We start from the raw sequence: 19065 nt of genomic DNA, 5'->3' as shown, positions 1-19065 counted from the left end.
CCTAGGGCCGGTTTCCGTCACGACAATCCTGAAAAAGCGCAGGGAAAAAGCGTTTTTGCGCATCAAGCAATTCTTCCTTTCGGGCGCAGGCCCGCTAGAGTCTCACAAATGGACGCGCTCATTCATCATCTGGAACGGAAGGAAGAGCTTTCGCCGCGGGAGATCCAGGTCGCCGCGGAACTGCTGCTCGACCCTCATGCCCCGGAGGAGAAGAAGGCGGCCTTGTTGGAGAATCTCTCCCGCAAGGGCGAGACTCCGGCGGAGATCGCGGGCTTCGTCGAGGCATTCCTGGAGCACGCGGTCGATCCTCATGTCGGCCTGCTCGACCTGGAAGGGCCGACCATCGATGTCTGCGGGACCGGCGGGGACAAGCTGAACCTCTTCAACGTCTCGACCACCGCGATGTTCGTGGTGGCGGCCACCGGAGCGGTGGTGCTGAAGCACGGCAACCGCGGCATTACTTCGAAAAGCGGCGGCGCGGACGTGCTCGAAGCGCTGGGCATCCGCATCGATCTGCCGGCGGATGGTTTCCGCGATTGTCTGGAGAAGGCGGGCGTCGGCTTCCTGTTCGCCCCGGCCTATCATCCGGCCTTCAAGGCCGTGGCGGGCGTGCGCAAGCAGCTCGCGGAGAAGGGCGTCAGGACGATCTTCAACAAGATCGGGCCGCTGATGAATCCGGCCAAGCCGCAGTGCCAATTGGTCGGCGTTTGCGAGCGGGAAATGTGCCCGGCATTCGCGGAAATCTTGCAGCGCCTCGGCCGTGAGAGCGCCTGGGTCGTGCAAGGGACCACGGGCGACGGTCGCTCCGTGGACGAGATGAGCCTGATGGGCTCCACCCGGATCTGCAAGGCGGGTGCCTATCAGGATCTGGAAGATGAGGAGGTGCGGCCACGCGACTTCGGCATGAAGCACGCGGAGGTGGAAGAGCTTCAGGGTGGCGATGCAGAGACCAATGCTGCGATCCTCGAGTCGATTCTTTCCGGCAAGGAAACCGGCCCTAAGCGCGACATGGTCCTGCTCAATGCCGGTGCCGCCATCGCCTGCTGCGGCCTCTCCGACGACATCGGCGACGGGATCGAGATCGCGCGGAAGCTGATCAACGATGGCAGCGCGCTGGACCGCCTGCGCCTCTTGCAGGATGCGGCGAAAAAGTGAGCGGGCGAGAGGGGAAATAAAAATTCGGGCCGCTGTCCTGGATCACCGCCCTTGTCCGTCGTTAAGGAAAGCGGGTTGCGGTCGTCGCGTCCACTTTCGCTCAAATCCACTAACAGACCTTATTCCATGACTCCTGAAGCCACCCCGATTGAACAACGAGAACTCGTCCTGACCCGCCTGATCGATGCCCCGCGCGAGAAGGTCTACCGCTGTTGGACGGAATCGGAATTGGTCAAGAAGTGGTTCGCGCCGTTACCTTGGACGACACCGCACGCCGAGATGGACGTGCGCCCCGGCGGTTCAAGCCTGATCGTGATGGCAGGTCCCGATGGCACCGAATTTCCCAACCGCGGGGTCTACCTGGAAGTGGTGCCGAACGAACGGTTGGTCTCCACGGATGCCTACGTGAAGGCTTGGGAACCTTCCGAGAAGCCCTTCATCACGATCGAGTTGACTTTCGCGGACGAGGACGGAAAGACCCGCTACACCGCCCGCGTGCTGCACTGGACGGTGGCCGACCGCCAGCAGCACGAGCAGATGGGATTCCATCAGGGCTGGGGCCAGTGCACGGATCAGCTGGAGGAGCTGGCGCGGGGGATTTGAGGTGTGATCTGACGCGTCAGCGCCCGGGAGCGCGGAGGCACTGCCCCGCAGAGTGGTTCCCGGCCATCGTGCGTTGTGATGGATCGAGGGAAGCGGAACGGCGCTCTCCATCAGGACTGCGAGATTCTCACCGCTGAAAGGGACCATTCTGCGGGCCGGGTGGCTCCGCGCTCCCAGGGGAAGAGCCGTCCGTTGCTCGACATTTTCACCGTTTCGCTTTCGGTAGCTTCAGCCATGCCGTGATCTCCGCCAGCGGCTTGGTGTTCAGCACGTCCTCCCGCCTGAGCCAGCCTTTCCGTGCTACATCGGCACCGAGCTTGATGAACTGGAGCTGCTGGGTGGAGTGGGCATCGGGATTGATCGAGGTCAGCACGCCCTTGTCCCGCGCGCGGTGCCACCAGCGCCAGTCCATGTCGAAGCGCTTCGGGTTGCAGTTGAACTCGATTACCGTGCGGGTCGCCGCTGCGGCATCGATGATCTTTTCGTGGTTCACCTTGTAGGGCTCGCGCCGCAGCAGGAGCCGGCCCGTGAGGTGGCCGATGAAGGTGATGAAGGGATTCTCCATCGCGCGGATGATGCGCTTGGTCATCTCGTCCTCGCTCAAGGTCGTGGCGTTGTGGACCGAGGCGACGGCGAAATCGAGGCTGGCCAGCAACCCGTCGTCGAAGTCGAGGGAACCGTCCTTGAGGATGTCCACCTCCGATCCGGCGAAGAGCCGGAAGTGCTCGGTGGCATTGGCACGGTTCCAGGCGGCGATGGTTTCGATCTGCGCGGCCAGCCGGGTTTCGTTCAAGCCGCTGGCCTGGGGCGAGGATTTCGAGTGATCCGAAATCCCCAAGTACTGCAAGCCTAGTTCCTGCGCGGCGGCAGCCATCGCTTCGAGGGTGGACTTGCCGTCGGACTCGGTGGTGTGGCTGTGGAAGGTCCCGCGCAGGTTCTCCCATTCGACCAGCCGCGGCAGGGTTCCCGCATCGGCGGCTTCGATCTCGCCGCGGTTCTCGCGGAGCGCGGGCGGGACGAAGTCGAGGCCCAGCGCGCGGTAGATGTCCGCCTCGGAATGGACTTCCGGCGGCGCTTCTCCGGTGAAGCCGTATTCGTTCAGGGACCAGCCGTGCTTGAGCGCCCGCGAACGGATCGCGACGTTGTGCTCCTTGCTGCCGGTGAAGTACATCAGCGCGAAGGGGTACTGGGCATTGCTCACCGCGCGCAGGTCGCATTGCAGCCCGTCGGCGAGGCGGATCGAGCACTTCGTATCGCCCTGAGCGATGATCTCCGCGGCCTGCGGCAGACTGCCGAAGAACTTGGTCAGGGTCGCGGGCTCCGCGGTCGCGACGATGAAATCGAGATCGCGCACGACTTCCTTGGAACGCCGCATCGATCCGGCCACCGACGCCTGAAACACCGCGGGATGCTCGCGCAGCAGCGCCAGGATTTCCTCCGCAGCGATCGTCGCGACATCGAGCCGGAAAGCCTCGGCCACTTGCTCGGAACGAGTGACCGCCTCGAGGATTTTCGTCTGGGTCTTCGCGCCGAAGCCGCTGAGGGCCGCGACCGTGCCCGCCTCGCAAGCGGCCTTGAGCGCGGCGATCGAATCGACGCCGAGCTGCTTGTGGAGTGCGGCGATCTTCTTCGGGCCCAAGCCTTCCAGCTCGAAGAGTTCGAAGAACGTGTCCGGATAGTCGGCGCGGAGCTTCTTGTGAAAGCCCAACTCGCCGGTGCTGGCGAGTTCATGGAGCTTGTCGCGCAGCGCCTCGCCGAGGCCCTTGATGCCCTCGAGCTTGTTCTCCTCCGCCAGAGCCACGATGTCGCCATCGAAGGATTCCACGACCTCCGCCCCCTGGCGATAGGCGCGGACCTTGAAAGGGTTCTCTCCCTGGATCTCCAGCAGGAGGGCGATCTCCTCCAGAACCTCGGCCATGCGTTCGCGGGTGACGGGCATGCGCGGAGCCTAAGAGGCCGCATCGGGCGAATCAGCCGGAAAATTCAAGGAATTCGGTCCAGCGTGCCTTTGCTTGGCACTTGGACCTTTTCACTTGGAACTTCCAGTCACGGCACCGTCAGAAAGTCCGCCACCACCATCCGGTGGTCGCTGCGGCGCGTGGTCACGGCCGCGCAACGGAGCGGCCGCAACTGGCGGGAGGCGTGGATCTGATCGATGCGGAGGATTGGAATCCGCCGCTGGTAAGTATTTCCCCAGCCGGAACCCGCTTGGACGAAGGCATCTTCAAAGTCGCCCTTGAGCAGGCTCTGGATCGGGTCGGAGGGCGGGGCGTTGAAGTCCCCGCCGACGATGGAGGGGCGGCCCGGCGCGGTATCGGCCAGGACCTGAAGTGTGTGCCAGAGCTCGGTGGCGCGGATGTTCCGGCTGACGGAATGCTCCTGCCAGCAACCCGGGTCCCAGAGCCGCAGGTCGGTGGCGGCGGTCTGGAGATGTACGTTCACCACCTCGATGAACGTGCCGTCCGGCTTGGCCACGGTGACCTGTTGGTCGCGGTAGAGCTGGTTGCGGACTTCGCGGCTGATCCGCCAGCGGGTCACGATGCCATTGGAAAGGAAGGTCCGATAATCGCCGTGGCCATGGTAGAGGCGATCCGCCACGTGCTTCACTTGAAAGGGCTGGACCTCCTGCAGCAGCACGATGTCCGGATCCCAGCGCTGGATGTCGATCGCCGGGTCGTTGCCGCCGTCGTAGTTGAAGTAATTGCAGTTCAGCGTGAGGACGCGGAGCAGCGGCTTGCCATCGGCCAAGCCGGCCTGGCCCGGCTCGGGCCGCGACTTGTTGATATTGGTGGTCAGGATCCGTGCTTCATCGGCACCGATCAGGATCGTGATCGCCCAGACGCCGGTGACCCAGAGCGATAGCGGCGCCCGGAGAAACCAGAAGGCGATCATGGAGAAACAGAGGCCGATCCCGCCCCAGAGCCAAATCGGCATGACCGTGTAGGCCGCCAGCAACTCCGGCTGACGCCCGAAGGCGTAAACCGTGAACACATGCAGCAGCAGCGAGCAGCCGACAAGAAACCATCCGGCGCGTCGGCGGAAGCGGGAGGACTTCATCGGGCCGTCGTAGTGGTGCCGGTGGATGAGCGGGTCAAAATGGCAGCCCCATGCCGCCGGTCAGCTTCTTCATTTCCGCGGCGGAGTATTCCTTGCCCTTGTTGATGGCCTCCTGGACGCCTTTCAGCACCAGATCCTGGAGGAAATCGACGTCATCCGGATCGACCACCGACTTGTCGATGACGATCGATTGCACGTCGCCCGCACAGGTCGCGACGACCGTGACCTTGCCGCCGCCGACGCTGGCTTCGACGGTCTTCTTGGCAAGTTCCTCCTGCGCAGCGGCCATCCCGGCCTGCATCTTCTGCGCTTGCTTCATCAGTTTTTGAATATCCATACGAAAGATACAAGACTTGGAGGCTCAAGACGCAAGACTTGAGCCGGATTCTTCCCTTCTACATTGGCACTTGGAACTTCCCATTTGGAACTTTCACCGCTTGAGGGTGGCCTCGAACATTTCCAGAGCAGTTTGGATGAGAGGATCCTTATAAAATTCTTCCATCGGATCGACCTTCGGCGCGGCTGGCTCCGGCGGGGCCAAGGGCTCGGGTCTCCATGGCGGCGCCTCCGCGAGAGGCTCGGGCTCCGGTTCATCCGGTGCATTGGCGATCAGGGCGTCGAGCGAAGAGAAAGCGCCCGATCCGGAGGGAGCGGTCGGTTTCGGAGCTTCGACGGCGACAGCCTGCGGCGGCGGCTCGGGGACGATCGGCTCCGGTTCGGACTCCGGCTCCGGTGCGGGCAGGGGAGCGGCGGCTGCCGGCTCGGGAGTCGCGAGGACCGGGGCCGCTTCAGGCGCGGGAAGGGGAAGGGGCGCGGGTGCGACCGTTTGCGGTGCGTAGGAGACCGGCGAGGTGAGGTGTTCGGTCGCGCCGGCGAGAACCTTGATGACATCGGAAAGCCGGACCTCGCCGAGCGATTGGATCGCCTTGATCAGGCCGATCTCAAGATGCAGGCGCTTGTTAGAGGCCCACTTCATGCGGGCCTCGGTCTCGGCGAAGATGTCGATGACCGAGAGCAGGCGCTCGGCAGGGTAGCTGTCCGCCGCGCCACGCAGGGCGGCCCAAGTCTCTGCCGGAATCCCCGCGCCGCCGGTCGATGCGTCAAGCTTGGCGACGAGCAAGGCCCGCATGCCGCCGATCAATTCGTCGAGGAGTTGGGAGAGTTCCCGCCCGGCCTCAGCCTCGCGCTGGACCGTCGAAAGGGTAACCGGCGTGTCGCGTGCCAGCAGGCCGCCCAGTACCGCCGCCACGGTTTCGCGGGAGGTGAAGCCGAAGACATCGAGCACGTTGGCCTCGGTGATCGTCTCACCGCAGAAAGCGACGAGTTGGTCGAGCATCGATTGGGCATCGCGCATTCCGCCGTCCGCGCCCTTGGCGATGGCCCAGGCGGCGGATTCGTGGAGGTCCACCTTCTCCTCGGAGGCGATGTGGCGCAGGTGCTGGGCGATGGTTTCCGCGGGGATCGGCCGCAGGTCGAAACGCTGGCAGCGGGACAGGATGGTCGGCAGGACCTTCTGAGCCTCGGTGGTGGCGAAGATGAACTTCACGTGTTCCGGCGGCTCTTCGAGGGTCTTCAGCAGCGCGTTGAAAGCTGCCGTCGATAGCATGTGGACCTCGTCGATGTAGTAAATTTTGAACTGCCCGCGTGCCGGGGCGAAGCGGACCGACTCCCGGATATTGCGGACGTCCTCGACGGAATTGTTCGAGGCCCCGTCGATCTCCAGCACGTCCAGCGAGCGGCCCTCGGCGATCTCGACGCAGAGATCCTCGTCGGGATCGAAGTCCACCCTCGGTCCTCCCTTGCAGTTCAGCGCCTTCGCGAGAATCCGGGCGGTGGAAGTCTTCCCGGTGCCCCGCGGCCCGACGAACAAGTAGGCGTGCGCCAACCGCTTTTGGGCGATGGCGTTCTTCAAAGTCCGTACGACGTGATCCTGGCCCAGCACGTCGTCGAAGGTTTTCGGGCGGTATTTCCGGGCGAAGACCTGATAGCTCACGCGGGGGAGGGTAGGAGGGATCGGACGTTTGTCAGCACCGGGTTTGGTCGAATTGATCGAATCCGCCAGAACGCTGGATTACCAACCACTTGGGGGGAGGTCGTTCGGGCGAATCACGCGATCGAAGAGCGCCTTTCCTAAAACAAATTGGAGGGATTTTTCATGCTCGTATCAGCTCTGCGTATGATTGGATCGGCCGAACCCATTCTCCTCCCCCTCAGAACTCCCGGAAGCGGTCAACAAGGAGCGAAGCAGTCAGCACCAGGATGCTGGCGCTGACGTATTCTCGAGTTGCCCGCAGGAGCCTCGTTGGGAGGAAGGTAGTTTGATACCCAAACCCATGATAGCCCTACCCCGAAAACTCCTCGTGGCCGCCTTGGCGTGCCTCGCTTACGCGAGCGCCGCTCCTCCGATGCGAATTCTCCCCATCGGGGATTCGATCACGCAAGGCTCCCCGAGCAGCAATTACCGTCCCGCCCTCCGCACGATCCTTACGAATGCGGGCTACGAGGTGGACTACGTCGGCACCAACACGGTCGAACCCGGCAACCTGACCGACCGGGAGCACGAAGGCCACGGCGGCTGGCGCATCGACCAACTCGATTCGAATGTCGCCGGCTGGTTCAGCGCGATCGAGGACCCGGACTTCATCCTCCTCCACATCGGCACGAACGATTTCGGCCAAGGTTTCAATACCACCACCGCCATCGACCGCTGGGATGCCCTGATCCTGAAGATGGCCACGCTGCGCCCGCACGCGAATATCGTGGCGACCAATATCATGCAGCGCAGCGGCGGCTTGGACGCCCAGATCCAGACGCAGTTCAATGCCACCGTGCAGCAGCGGGTGGACGCGCACATCGCCGCGGGCCGCAAGGTGACCTTCCTCGACATGCGCGCGGCGGTGCCGCTCTCCGACATGCCGGACGGCCTGCATCCGAACCAGGTCGGCTCGGACAAGATGGCGGCCGCATGGCTCGGTAGGATCCAAGCACTCTCCACGCCGGAGGGCGATTTCAGCGATCCGGCAGTCGCGCGGGTGCGCGGCAGCGTGTCGCGAACGGAGGTGACAGTCACCTTCAGCAAGCCGGTGGCGGATTCCGCGGGCGATCTCTCGAACTACGCGATCGACGGCGGGGTGACGATTTCCTCGGCCACCTTGGACGCCACGAAACGCAAGGTCACGCTGGTCACTTCCCCGCACACGGATAACACCATCTACACGGTCACGGTGAATAACATCGTGGACCGCCAGACGCCGACTCCCAACGCGATCGAGCCGGACAGCACCAAGACCTTCACCCCGCCGATTCCCCGCGGCTATCAGAGCAAGGTCGCGGAATCCGAGCAATACGCGCTGGCCTACTCGCTCGATATCCCGATGAACCCGGCCTACCGCCAGTTTCAGCCGGCCTATCAGGTCGACAACCGCAGTACGCTCGGTGGCTTCGACCGCGTCGCCTACTACGTCGAACTCCAGTCGGAAAACGGCGACCTCCAGTATGTCTGGACCTCGATGGATGCCTTCACGCAGGACGCGGGCAAGATCGCGGTGCCGACCGTAGGGAGCGGTGCCTTCTTCCAGCAAGCGGTCACGAATCTCAACGTCATCTCGAACGTGGCCGGCCTCACGACCGGCAGCAGCCCGGCGGGCAATATCGAATTTTGGCCGGGCAATTACCAGAAGGGCAACTCCGCCGGCGTGACCGGTGCCAGCGGCGAACTCTACGACTTCGGCGACCAGCCGACGCAGGGCGACTATGGCTCGATGCAGGTCCATAACACCGCTGCCGCGCAGACCGTCTTCGCCTTCAACAACTGGGGCACGCACCTCACCACCAAGATCGCCGACCTCGGCATCGGCAACGACCCTTTCCCGGTCACCGAGGGGAAGGACTGGACCTTCCACAACAACGCCGGTGCCTACAGCATCCGCTCCCTCCAGGTGCTGGTGCGCTCCACCGGGGATCATGTCGCGCCGGCGGTGGTCTCCGCCATCGCCGCCGCGGGCCGCTCGCAGGTCGTGGTGAATTTCTCCGAGTCGCTCGCCAGCGCTTCCGTGAATGCCGCCGGCTTCACCTTGAACAATGGCGTCACGGTCTTGTCGGCGACGCTTTCGGCCGACCGCCGCACGGTGACCTTGCAGACCACGCTGCAGCCGCAGGCCACCCCGCTGACACTTTCGATTGGTGAGGTCCGCGATAGCTCGGCGAATGCCAATCCGATCGCCGCCGGCACCACCGCCGCGGTCAGCACGAACACGATTCCGGCGGAGATCACCGCGAATATCGGCGGGGCGGCCGCGGGCTACGAGCTCGTCTACTCCTCGGATCTCCCGGTGGTCGGGAATTTCTCGGCGGGCAATCCCTACAAATACGACGACCGCGCTGCGGCAGGGAATTTCACGAAGGTCGCCTACTATCTGGAGCTCCAGCAGCAGGGCCAGCCGACGCGCTATGTGTGGGCTTCCATGGATTCCTTCACCGGCGGCCGCAATCACATCGGCATTCCGCTCGCGGCGACCGGTGCCATCTTGCAGCAGAATGTGACCAACCTGAACGTCATTTCGAATGCGCCGGGCGTGGTGAACGGTACGACCGCCACCGGCGGGAACATCGAGTTCTGGCCGCACAGCTACAACGCGGTGGACACCCTCGTTATTCCGAATGCGAGTGGTTCCAACTTCGACACGGGTGACAACCGCCTGACGGGAACCTACGGCTCGATGCAGGTCCACAACCACGACGCGGGCGCGAACCAGACAGTCTTCGCCGTGAATCACTTCGGCGTGAACGGCAGCGTTCTCGATATCGGCATGGGCAACAATCCCGCGCCCGTCGATGCCGGTGTGGACTGGACCTTCGCCGCGAACGCCGGGAGCTACAGCAAGCGCACGCTCCATGTGCTGGTGCTGCCCGGAGTGACCACGAATGCTGACCTGGTCACGAAGGTCCCGGAAGCCGCAGGCTATCAACTCGCTTACTCGCTCAACATCCCCGCCACCGGCAATCTCAGGAGCGGCAACGGGTTCGCACCCTATCAGGTGAACTATGCCGGTGCGCTAGGCCCTTTCAACCGCGTGGCTTACTACATGGAGCTTCAAAAGACCGGCGATGCCGGACCGAGCTACGTGTGGACCTCGATGGATGCATTCACCCAGGATGCGACCCGGATCGGCGTGCCGAGCGGATTGATTTTCCAGCAGCAGGTCACGAATCTGAATGTGGTCTCGAACGTGGCGGGCGTGGTCAACGGGACCAACCTGGCGACCGGCAATATCGAGTTCTGGTCCGGCAGCTACAACGCGAACAATGCCCTCGGCATTCCCAATGCCAATAACTCCAACTACGACTGGGGTGACGGCGGCGGCAGCGCGGGCAACGGGCACGGCTCCATGCAGATCCACAACCACGGGGCAAGCCAGACGATCCTGGCGTTGAACAACTGGGGCTCGCCGAACAACGCCTCCAATCCCTTGTGCATCGGCATCGGCAATGGTCCGCTGGTGGCCAGCCCCGACTGGACCTTCGCCAACAATGCGTCGACCTACGATGTAAAGCGGGTCTTGCAGGTCTACGTCCTGCCCGGCAATTCGGATGTCACGGCTCCCTCCATCTCGGCGCTGCGGCCTTCCGTGGACGGGGACGCGGTGCGGCTCACCTTCAGCGAGCCGATCTCCCAGAACGCGCCTTCCGTGGCGAATGTGAGCATCGCCGGTCTCACCGTCACCGGCATCGAATTCCAAGGCACCAGCGACCTGATCGTGCGCACCAGCGCGCAGGTTCCGGGCAATGTCTACACGGTAAACGTAAGCGGCGTGAGCGACCGCAGCCCTGTTGCGAATACGGTTCCGCGCACTGCGAACTTCACGGCCTATACCCCGCCGGCGGTGTTCGCAAATATCCCGGAGATCGCGGGCTATCGCCACGTGCTCAGCCTGAACCTGCCCGGTCCGGTTCCGAACTATAACAACAACGGGATCAACTATGACCTCGACGAGCGGAAGTTCGGTGACCTCGGATTCGACCGCGTGGCCTACCTGATGGAGCTGAACGGCAACTGGGCCTACGCGTCCTTCGACAGGCACACACACCTCCCCAGCCAGATCGGCGTGCCCGTCCTGACGACGAATCCGGTCCCTATCCAGCAGCTCGTGACGCACATGAACGTGGCCTCGAACGTCGCGGGCGTGGTGAACGGCAGCGACATCGCCACCGGCAACATCGAGTTCTGGGGTGGCAACTATGATGGCATCAACGAGCGCAATATCCTAGGGGCGAGTCCCACGCTCTTCGACTTCGGCGACCGTATGACCAACGGCGGCCACGGCTCGATGCAGATCCACAATTACGGTGCCGCCCAGACCATCATGGGCTTCAATAACTGGGGCTCGAATACCACCGAGAATTCCGAAATGGGGATCGGCAACAATACCGCCCAAGCGGCGGGCCACACCGACTGGACCTTCGCCAACAATGGGCTCAGCTACACCACGAAGCGCCTCTATGTCTTGGTTCGCGAAGGCAACCCGAGCGGGCCGGCCGCCCAGTTCTATGCCGAGCCGGGCAACCGGATCGCAGATGTTGGTGAAGACGTGACTTTCACGGTGAGTGTGGCGGGCCCCGGTCCCTACACCTACCAGTGGCGTCACAATGGTCTGAACATCGTGGGGGCTACCCAGCCTTGGCTGGATCTCGGTGCCATCGACGGTGCCGATTCCGGAAGCTATGATGTGATCGTGACGGACCCCGGCTTGGTCGCGACGACCAGCCCGGCGGGAAGCCTGATTGTCACGGGACTGCCACTGGAGCCGACGGAGATCACGATCAACGGTGGCGATTCGGTGGCATTGGTTTTCCACGGGGATCCGGGCCGTAGCTACCAGATCCAGCGCAGCGGCGTGCTCGAAGATTGGCAGGTGCTCGAAACAATTACCGCCCCGGCGAGTGGCGACATTCCTTATCTGGATGAAGACCCTCTCGGACTGGCGGGCTACTACCGCGCGGTACCCCAACCGTAAACGGTCTCTTGACGGGCGGTCCGCACGGCTTTCCGTGCGGACCGCTCCCGACGGGGAAATGGCATTGCCGTCTCCCGCCGGGACACCTAGGGACTGCCGCCATGATCCCCAGCGCAGAGGAGAAAAGGGCCCGCTACGCCACCGCCCGCGCACAGATGACGGCCCTATGGGCGGGCGAGCCCGACACCATCGCGCGGATGGCGGCTGCCGCCTGCATCCTCCATGAAGCGATGCCGCATGCCTTCTGGACCGGCTTTTACCGGGTGGTCGGCGCCGGATTGGTGATCGGACCTTATCAAGGCACTCCGGGCTGCTCGCGGATCGCCTGGGGCAGGGGTGTCTGCGGCACGGCATGGGCAAGCGGCGAGACGCAGGTGGTCGCGGACGTTCACGAGTTTCCCGGGCACATCGCCTGCGACAGCCGCGCGGAGAGCGAAATCGTGGTGCCGGTGAAGGACCGGCGCGGAACGGTGATCGCGGTCTTCGACGTGGATTCGGCGGAGAAAGGGGCTTTCGACGAGGTGGATCGGGAGGAATTGGAGGCGATTTTCGCGGGGTTTTGAAGGGGGCTTCCTTCTCTCTTGGAAGCCGCGGCAAGCTGCTGCTAGTTTCCTGCCATGAGTTCACCGGACCCGCACCGTATCGAGGGCCTGCGCCGCCAGCCGAAGGGCGGCTTCCCGTGGCTGCGCGCCAGCTCGCTGGTGCTGTCGGTCGGCGGGGTGGCGTTTTTGTTCACCCCGGCGGGCCAGCGGCTGTTCCGGAAGGAGACGGTGGTGACCACGGTGTCCCCGAATGCGAAGAGCGATGCGGAGGACATCGAGCGGCAGTTCGAGGCGCGCCACCGGCAGGACCTTGAACAGCAGGAGGCTGAATTCGAGAAGGAGCGGGAGACGCTGAAGAAGCAGCTCGATGACCTGGCCAAGAAGCAATCCGCGGAGCCGGGCGATGAGCCGGAGCCGCCGCTCTCGACGCACACCGCGCAGAGCGGCGGGGACGTGCGGACCCTGCGCTCCGGCATCCCCTTCAAGTCCGAGGTGAAGGTGGAGAAGGGAGGCATCGCGTCCAAGGAGCGCAAGGACGGCGATTCCTACGTCGCCGAATACACGCTCAAGATCCGCGTGCCGGAGCCCTCGAAGACCCTGGAGCAACTGCAGACCGTGAACCCGAAGTTGGGCACCCTGCTGCCCGGCTTGGCCGCGATGATGGAGAAGCCGGAGGTGTCCCGCTGGTTTTTCGCGCTCTATGAAAACAAGACCAGCCGCCTGAAGCAGGAGGCGACGCGGCTGAACGAACTGCTGACCAAGCACAATTACTACGACTGCGAGACGATCCTCAATCTCCAGCACCCGCAGAGCGGCCGGAAGGTCTTTTTGCTACAAGCGGAGATGGATGTGGTCTCGGACGGCTCCGATGGCGACCGCTTGGCGAGCATGCCGGATGAGATCGTGAACTCGACCCACTACCAGCCCTTCACCAGCTACGGTTGGCCGAAGAAAACCCAGGTGGCGAACCCGCTGATCGCCGGATGGGAAAGCCGGATCGCGGGGGCGAACAAGGAACTCGGCGATAGCAAGACCACCGCCGAGCGGAAAACCTGGCTACGCGACCGCATCAAGTATCTCAAGCGCGGGATCGAGGACATGAAGTCGCGCAGCTTCCTGATCGCGGACTACGATCCCTTCATCGTGATCCCGGTCAATCTGCTGAGTTCGTCCGATCCCTATGCTCCGAAGGCGGGCGACTACGCCGTGGTTGTGCACGGGGAAAAGCTCTACCCGGCGATCGTCGGTGACGGCGGGCCGACTTTCAAGGTAGGCGAGGCCTCGCTGCGGATGGCGAAGGAGATCAATCCGCGGGCGTCTTCCTACAGCCGGCCGGAATCGAACCTGGTAGTGACCTACCTGGTTTTCCCCGGCTCACGGGAGGAGACGAAAGGTCCTCCGGACTACGAGAAGTGGCGTGCCAAGTGCGAGGAGCTGCTGAAGGAATGCGGCGGGACGGCTGCTGGTGTGGAGCTTCACCGCTGGCAGAACCTCTTGCCCGATCCAACACCGCCGCCTGTTCCCCCGCCAGCACCGGAACAGGCGCCTGTTCCTGCTCCCTCGCAGCCCCCGCCACCGACCAATCCCGAGGTCACTCCGCGTTAGTCCTGAATCGCTTTCTGCCGGTTTATCTGCTTTGCAACTGTTGCGGTCCTTCCCATATCCGCGTCTTCAAATGAGATTCGTTGGGAATATAGCGCCTTTGCTCATGGCTAGTGCCTGCATGGCTGGTGCTGCGGATGTTTTTGTTTTCGCAGATACCCTGTCTTATGCCCGCCGCGAGCATACAGCCACATTGCTTCCCAATGGGAAGGTGCTCGTCAGCGGGGGAATCGGCAACAGTGGAACTTCCAACGGCTGCGAACTCTACAATCCAGCCACTTCCACTTGGGGCTCCACCGGGGACTTGAGCAAGCACCGGCGGAATCACAGTGCCACCCTTCTTGGCAACGGCAGGGTTCTCGTGGCCGGGGGATTCGACGACTACAACATTCCCCTCCAAGCCGAACTCTACGATCCCTCCGCCGGAACCTGGAGCGCGGCCGGATCACTCGTGAATGGCCGCAATGCCCACACGGCCACGCTTTTGGACAGCGGGAAGGTTCTCGTGACCGGCGGACGCACGACCGCCGACGGCTCGGGAACGACCTATCCCACCCGTGCGGAAGTTTATGATCCGGTCGCCAATGCTTGGTCTGCCACCGGCTTCCTCGCGACCGGACGGGCTAACCATACCGCCACCCTGCTGCAGAATGGCAAGGTATTGATTACGGGTGGAATTGGGACCGGCGGCTATTCCACGGGCTGCATGCTTTACGATCCGGTTCCCGGCACTTGGTCCGCGACCGGTGCCCTTGCCACGGGCCGCGCCCAACACACCGCTACCCTTTTGCCGGATGGCAAGGTTCTCGTGGCGGGGGGCTTCAATGGCGCTTTCCTCACCGCTACCGAGCTATACAATCCTCTCGATGGGACTTGGAGCACCACGGGAGCCATGACCTTCGCGCGGCGGAACCACACGGCCACGCTGCTGCCCGATGGCCGCATCTTGATCGCTGGCGGTGCGAGCAGCGGCGCCACCTATCCCACCCCTGCGGAGTTCTATGGTCCGGCGAGCGGTACATGCAGTCCGGGTCCCGACCTGTTCGAAGAACGTGAATTCCATACCGCCACGCTATTGCCGGAGGGCGAGGTGGTGCTCGCAGGCGGTTCCCGCACCGGCTTTTTATCGGTGACCGAGCTTTACGATACTCCGAATCTCACCAGATCTGCTACATCGCTGCTGACGGAGTCGTCCGTGCGCTTGGGCGGCAACGTGACGAACATCGGGAGCGCCTCCGTCACGGGCCGGGGCGTCGTCTTCGCCCCGGCTGCCATCAACAGTGATCCAAAGCTGGGAGGACCGGGTGCCACCGCAGTAGCGGCCGCTGGCACGACCGGTTCGTTCACGGTCAATCTGAGCGAACTCTCACCCGGCACCGCCTACCGGTTCCGGGCATACGCGATGAATGCGGTGGGTACCGGCTACAGCACGGCGGGCAGTTTCACCACGCTGACGGCTCTCGAAGCGTGGCGGAAGAAATGGTATGGGATCACCACCGACACCGGCGATGCTGCCGATGGGGCCGATCCTCACGGCACCGGGCTTCCGAATCTGGTGGTCTTCGCGTTTCTGGGGCCAGGCCACGATCCGGCGAAGGCAAGGCCCGCACAGTTACCTCAAGCGGGGTGGGCGGAGGGCGCTTTCGGCTATTCCTTCTCGCCGCCGGCTGGAGTCACCGGGATCCTCTACGAGGCCGAGCAGAGTGCGACCTTGGACGAGGGGAGTTGGCTGCCCGTTCCCGATACGGGGAGCGACGGCGGCTATCGTTTCGTGCTGTCAGGAAACGGCCCGAAGTCGCATTTCCTGAGGCTGAAAGTCACCCGGCCTTGAGCAGGCGTTCTCCATCGCGCTTCCCCGGCAGGGGAAGGGTGTCAATCAGCGGGAGGGGGATCGACTCGAACCCGTTCCCAGATCGTGCCAACCGACGGGGCGGCGATTGAACCGGGCTGCCGCGATGCGGGATTGATTTCCCGCTGCCGCAAGGTCGATGCTGGCGGGTAATGAAAGCCCTCCTCACCGTCATCGGCTGCGCACTGCTGACCCTGACCCTTCCCGGACTCGCGGCGGAATCCCGCGAATGGAAGACGGCCGACGGTGGCAAGACGATCCAGGCGGAGTACGTGAGCGCGAAGGATGGCAAGGTCACGATCCGCCGCAGCGACAACCGCAAGATCTTCACCATCGCGCTGGACACGCTTTCGCAGGCGGACCGCGAATGGGTGGCCAAGCAGCTCGAAGCGGAATCCGAAGAGGCGGCGAAGTCCGACAAGAGCAACCCCTTCGCCAAGCTGCTGAGCGGCGAGTGGCAGAAGACCGAGGGCCACGGCCTGTCCTACCGGATCTTCGGTGCGCGCAAGCTGCGCGGGGCGGATGAGACCGGCTATCCGCTGGTGATCTACCTGCATGGCCGGGGCGGGGATGTGATGACACCGGAGCAGCCCGGCGAGGCCAAGACCTTCTCGCAGGAGGAGAACTACCGGAAGCGCGAGTGCATCATCATCGCCCCGCAGTGCCCCAAGGATGCTTCCTGGGATGGCAAGAACAGCGAGGCGGTGGTGGAGATCATCGGGGATCTGGTGAAGAATCTGGCGGTCGACAAGAAGCGGATCTACCTCACGGGCTATTCGATGGGTGGCTACGGCACCTTCCACCTGCTGGGTCAGGAGCCCCGGCTCTTCGCGGCAGGGGTGCCGATTGCCGGCGGCGGCGATCCGAACCGCGCGGAGTCCTTCAAGAACGTGCCGACGTGGGTCTTCCACGGGGCCAAGGATCCGACGGTCAATGTGGACCAGAGCCGCAAGATGGTGGAGGCACTCAGAAAAGCGCGCGCGGAGGTGAAATACACCGAATACGAAGAAGGCGACCACGGCATCGCCGGAAAGGTCTACGCGGACCCCGAACTCCACGAATGGCTATTCAAACAACACCGTTGAGGCGAGCGGAGTTGCAAAACCGTCGCCAAGGGGTGACGATGACAGCATGTCGAAAACCGCGTGCTATTTGATCCGCAAGGCCTCCGAGCATGAGGCGACGCGGATCGCCGGGATCCACGTGGCGGCTTGGCGGGCTGCCTATCGCGGGCTGATTCCGGACGACTACCTGGATAGTCTGGACCCCTTGCAGCGCGCGGTGACATGGAAGGCGCTGATCGGGGCGCCGGAGGAACTGGTCATGGTGGCGGTGCGAGGCACGCGGGTCGCGGGATTTTGTTCACTGCAGGCCTCCCGCGATCCGGCTGCGCCTCCGGAGATCGCGGAGATCTCCTCACTCTACGTCGAGCCCCGGGAGTGGCGTCATGGAGCGGGAAGTAGTCTGGTGGCGGCGGCGGTGGATCATGCCACGAAGCATCGCTTCGTGGCGTTGACCTTGTGGGTGCTGGCGACCAACGAGCGGGCGAGGCAGTTCTATGCTGCGGCGGGATTCGAGCCGGACGGGACGGAGAAGGAGGACCGGCGGCTGGGCTTCCCGATCCACGAACTGCGCTACCGCCGCGGCTTGTGAGGCCGCTCAGTCCCGTAGGCAATGCGAGTGGCGCTCCCACCACGCCAAGCCGCAGAGGACCGCGCTGGCGATTGCCATCAGCAGCCACGGCGCGAGGTGGCTTGCCGCGGGGATCAGGCAGGCCAGCAGAATGATGGCGACAATGTGAGCCCGCGAGCTATGTCCCGCGATGGCCCGCTTGAAGAGCAGGCTGCCGAATAGGTAGAGGGCACTGCCGCCAAGCACGGCAATCGTCACATTCCAATCGCTATGGCCGGAAGGATGGGCGAGCACGAATTCATCCGCCACGGCGGAGAGGATGATCCCGGCGACAAGGAAGAGGTGCAGGTAGGTATAAGCCAGCCGCGCCAGCCGGCCCGGATTGTCCGACTCCGCGATCCTGTGCGTGCCGAAGTCCGAGGCCGCATCGAAATATAGCCACCACATGGCGATGCTACCGAGCAGCGATGCCGCGAAGGCACCGATCACGGGGCCGGTCCACTCCAAGCCGCTGAAGGTAGCGCCGGCGACGAGGATCGATTCCCCGAGCGCGATGATGATGAAGAGTCCGCAGCGCTCCGCGATGTGATGGCCCGAGACGTCCCAATCCGCCGCCGCCGATTTCCCCAAGCCGGGAGTGTGGAAACCGAGCGACGGGGAGACGGTACTCGATTGCCAGGGCAAGGCCCCACCAAGCCATGCGCGCTGCGCCGTCTGCGAAGGCTCCGGCGATCCAGAAGATCGCCGCGACGACCAGCCAAGCGAGAATCCGCTGGAAATTCCGGATCATCAGGGGCTGCCCGCGAACCGCCCACAGGAAGAACAGGGTGCGGCCGACCTGCATCGCCACATAGGCCCCGGCGAAGGCCGGCCCGCGCTTCCCGAAAGCCTCCGGGATGGACGCGGAAAGCACCAGGCCGAGAACCATCATCGCCAGCAGGGCGATGCGGATCGGCAGCTTCTCCGGATCGAGCCAGTTCGTCACCCAGGTGGTGAAGACCCATACCCACCACACCGCGAGCAGCAACATCCCGGTCTGCAGGGCCCCAAGCAGAGAGAAGTGCGCGATCAGCGCGTGCGAGAGCTGCGTGATGGCAAAAACGAAAACGAGGTCGAAGAAGAGTTCGATGAACGATACCTTCCCGGCATCATGGCCGTCCTTGGAACGGAGCAGGGCTCCTGGACCGCTCATGGATTCGGCTCCCGGAATTCGTGGCCTTCGATCCAGGAGACCAGCAAAAGCCCGCCGATCGCCGAGACGTTCTTCAGAAACTGCAACAACTGCTCGTGCTGCATATTGCCGCCGTAATTCCAGAAAGGATGGCTACGGAAGGCGTCCACCGCGAGGAAGACCGCCATGATCAGGGCGATGCGGCCCGCCTGCCAGCCGAGCATGATCAGCAGCCCCGCCACCGCCTCGAAAGTGAAGAGGAGATTCCACAGGGGCGAAGCAACCGCGCGATCCGACAGGATGTGGGCCCCGGCTAGCAGCCGCTCCACACCGAGGCCGACGAAGACGCTCGCGATCAGGACGCGCGCTACGACATAGGTAAGCCTCGGGATTATCATGGAAGGGGAGAGAGACTGCCACTATTCCGCCTACGCGAATGAA

13 protein-coding genes and 1 pseudogene are annotated in these 19065 nt (G+C 63.7%); 8 read left to right on the top strand and 6 right to left on the bottom strand.

Annotation, left to right across the window (positions count from 1 at the left end):
• Positions 1-108: 108 nt before the first annotated feature.
• Both trpD and ABWK72_RS04850 read left to right on the top strand, forming a co-directional pair.
• The gene (gene trpD, locus ABWK72_RS04855; protein WP_367873659.1) at positions 109-1155 is read left to right on the top strand and encodes an anthranilate phosphoribosyltransferase; all 1047 of its coding nucleotides are present in this window, start codon (positions 109-111) and stop codon (positions 1153-1155) included.
• A gap of 126 nt (positions 1156-1281) precedes the next feature.
• Complete coding sequence (locus ABWK72_RS04850) at positions 1282-1758, top strand: SRPBCC family protein (protein WP_367873658.1); 477 nt, start codon at positions 1282-1284, stop codon at positions 1756-1758.
• Between the two features lie 205 nt (positions 1759-1963).
• Here the strand turns inward: ABWK72_RS04850 and polX are convergent, their stop codons facing one another.
• The 4 genes from polX to dnaX form a co-directional block, all read right to left on the bottom strand.
• Positions 1964-3697, bottom strand: a complete 1734-nt coding sequence (gene polX / locus ABWK72_RS04845) for a DNA polymerase/3'-5' exonuclease PolX (RefSeq protein WP_367873657.1) — start codon at positions 3695-3697, stop codon at positions 1964-1966.
• A 107-nt stretch (positions 3698-3804) separates the two neighbouring features.
• A complete protein-coding gene (locus tag ABWK72_RS04840) occupies positions 3805-4815 on the bottom strand; it encodes an endonuclease/exonuclease/phosphatase family protein (RefSeq protein WP_367873656.1) in 1011 nt (336 codons plus the stop codon).
• Positions 4816-4849: 34 nt separating this feature from the next.
• The gene (locus ABWK72_RS04835) at positions 4850-5152 is read right to left on the bottom strand and encodes a YbaB/EbfC family nucleoid-associated protein (RefSeq protein WP_367873654.1); all 303 of its coding nucleotides are present in this window, start codon (positions 5150-5152) and stop codon (positions 4850-4852) included.
• 93 nt (positions 5153-5245) lie between these two features.
• Complete coding sequence (dnaX, locus tag ABWK72_RS04830; protein WP_367873653.1) at positions 5246-6808, bottom strand: DNA polymerase III subunit gamma/tau; 1563 nt, start codon at positions 6806-6808, stop codon at positions 5246-5248.
• A gap of 340 nt (positions 6809-7148) precedes the next feature.
• On the opposite strand from dnaX, the gene ABWK72_RS04825 reads away from it, so the two are divergent.
• The 6 genes from ABWK72_RS04825 to ABWK72_RS04800 all read left to right on the top strand — a co-directional run bounded on the left by ABWK72_RS04825 (position 7149) and on the right by ABWK72_RS04800 (position 17474).
• A complete protein-coding gene (locus tag ABWK72_RS04825) occupies positions 7149-11828 on the top strand; it encodes a GDSL-type esterase/lipase family protein (protein WP_367873652.1) in 4680 nt (1559 codons plus the stop codon).
• 101 nt (positions 11829-11929) lie between these two features.
• Positions 11930-12391, top strand: coding sequence for a GAF domain-containing protein (locus ABWK72_RS04820; RefSeq protein ID WP_367873651.1), 462 nt, complete (start codon positions 11930-11932; stop codon positions 12389-12391).
• A 54-nt stretch (positions 12392-12445) separates the two neighbouring features.
• A complete protein-coding gene (locus ABWK72_RS04815) occupies positions 12446-13975 on the top strand; it encodes a glycoside hydrolase family 75 protein (RefSeq protein WP_367873650.1) in 1530 nt (509 codons plus the stop codon).
• 103 nt (positions 13976-14078) lie between these two features.
• The gene (locus ABWK72_RS04810; protein ID WP_367873649.1) at positions 14079-15803 is read left to right on the top strand and encodes a kelch repeat-containing protein; all 1725 of its coding nucleotides are present in this window, start codon (positions 14079-14081) and stop codon (positions 15801-15803) included.
• 170 nt (positions 15804-15973) lie between these two features.
• Positions 15974-16906 carry a prolyl oligopeptidase family serine peptidase gene (locus ABWK72_RS04805; RefSeq protein ID WP_367873648.1) on the top strand — a complete coding sequence of 311 codons (933 nt, stop codon included), beginning with the start codon at positions 15974-15976 and terminating at the stop codon, positions 16904-16906.
• 46 nt (positions 16907-16952) lie between these two features.
• Entirely contained in the window at positions 16953-17474 is a 522-nt protein-coding gene (locus ABWK72_RS04800; RefSeq protein WP_367873647.1) for an N-acetyltransferase family protein, read from the top strand.
• A 6-nt stretch (positions 17475-17480) separates the two neighbouring features.
• Here ABWK72_RS04800 and ABWK72_RS04795 read toward each other — a convergent pair.
• A pseudogene (locus tag ABWK72_RS04795) lies at positions 17481-18645 on the bottom strand (low temperature requirement protein A).
• Positions 18642-19022: a hypothetical protein gene (locus tag ABWK72_RS04790; protein ID WP_367873646.1), complete on the bottom strand. Its 381-nt coding sequence runs from the start codon at positions 19020-19022 to the stop codon at positions 18642-18644. The pseudogene ABWK72_RS04795 and the gene ABWK72_RS04790 overlap by 4 nt, the downstream one beginning before the upstream one ends.
• Between the last annotated feature and the right edge of the window lie 43 nt (positions 19023-19065).

Origin of the sequence: Luteolibacter sp. Populi (assembly GCF_040801775.1) — a bacterium.
GTDB lineage: Bacteria > Verrucomicrobiota > Verrucomicrobiia > Verrucomicrobiales > Akkermansiaceae > Haloferula.
This window is presented reverse-complemented; position numbering and strand designations above follow the sequence as displayed.

Excerpts from the sequence above, each read along its gene's own strand:
- trpD (WP_367873659.1), top strand. The coding sequence starts at position 109 with ATGGACGCGCTCATTCATCATCTGGAACGGAAGGAAGAGCTTTCGCCG.
- ABWK72_RS04850 (WP_367873658.1), top strand. The coding sequence starts at position 1,282 with ATGACTCCTGAAGCCACCCCGATTGAACAACGAGAACTCGTCCTGACC.
- polX (WP_367873657.1), bottom strand. The coding sequence starts at position 3,697 with ATGCCCGTCACCCGCGAACGCATGGCCGAGGTTCTGGAGGAGATCGCC.
- ABWK72_RS04840 (WP_367873656.1), bottom strand. The coding sequence starts at position 4,815 with ATGAAGTCCTCCCGCTTCCGCCGACGCGCCGGATGGTTTCTTGTCGGC.
- ABWK72_RS04835 (WP_367873654.1), bottom strand. The coding sequence starts at position 5,152 with ATGGATATTCAAAAACTGATGAAGCAAGCGCAGAAGATGCAGGCCGGG.
- ABWK72_RS04825 (WP_367873652.1), top strand. The coding sequence starts at position 7,149 with ATGATAGCCCTACCCCGAAAACTCCTCGTGGCCGCCTTGGCGTGCCTC.
- ABWK72_RS04820 (WP_367873651.1), top strand. The coding sequence starts at position 11,930 with ATGATCCCCAGCGCAGAGGAGAAAAGGGCCCGCTACGCCACCGCCCGC.
- ABWK72_RS04815 (WP_367873650.1), top strand. The coding sequence starts at position 12,446 with ATGAGTTCACCGGACCCGCACCGTATCGAGGGCCTGCGCCGCCAGCCG.
- ABWK72_RS04810 (WP_367873649.1), top strand. The coding sequence starts at position 14,079 with ATGGCTAGTGCCTGCATGGCTGGTGCTGCGGATGTTTTTGTTTTCGCA.
- ABWK72_RS04805 (WP_367873648.1), top strand. The coding sequence starts at position 15,974 with ATGAAAGCCCTCCTCACCGTCATCGGCTGCGCACTGCTGACCCTGACC.
- ABWK72_RS04800 (WP_367873647.1), top strand. The coding sequence starts at position 16,953 with ATGTCGAAAACCGCGTGCTATTTGATCCGCAAGGCCTCCGAGCATGAG.
- ABWK72_RS04790 (WP_367873646.1), bottom strand. The coding sequence starts at position 19,022 with ATGATAATCCCGAGGCTTACCTATGTCGTAGCGCGCGTCCTGATCGCG.